At 48.8% G+C, this 570-nt stretch carries 1 protein-coding gene; it reads right to left on the minus strand.

Features of this window, described 5'->3' with window-relative positions:
- Positions 1 to 60: 60 nt before the first annotated feature.
- The coding region (gene rdgB, locus R7093_RS27065) for an RdgB/HAM1 family non-canonical purine NTP pyrophosphatase (RefSeq protein WP_318147253.1) at positions 61 to 570 on the minus strand (510 nt) is incomplete at its 5' end.

Below are 570 nucleotides of genomic sequence, written 5' to 3' on the forward strand. Positions count from 1 at the left end.
TGGGATGTGTACATACAAGCTGAGTGCTGGGGGCGTTAACATGGACAAGTTCACTCGATCTTACTGTGCGGTTTGCGCTGATAACTGAGCAAACAGTGATTTCAGTGCTTTACCGCGGTGAGACAACTGCTTTTTACGTGCCGGCTCTAGCTCTGCTGACGCACAGTTATCTTCTGGTACGAAGAAGATAGGGTCGTAACCAAAGCCATTTTCGCCATGTGCTTCAGTCAGAATGCGACCTTCCCATTTGCCATGACAAACGATAGGCGTTGGATCGTTTTCGTGACGCATCAATACCAATACACAGTGGAAACGCGCAGTACGTTCTGCTTCTGGCACGCCTTCCATTGCTTTAAGTAGCTTCTCTAGGTTCTCTTGGTCAGAGGCTTTTTCGCCGGCGTAACGAGCTGAGTAGATGCCTGGTGCACCTTTTAGGAAATCGACTTCCAGACCAGAATCATCTGCAATCGCTGGTAAGCCAGTTTCTTGCGCGGCATGGCGAGCTTTAATGATTGCGTTCTCAATGAACGTGGTGCCCGTTTCAGCAACTTCTGATACGTTGAATTCACT

It is taken from the genome of Vibrio sp. 1580 (assembly GCF_033340055.1).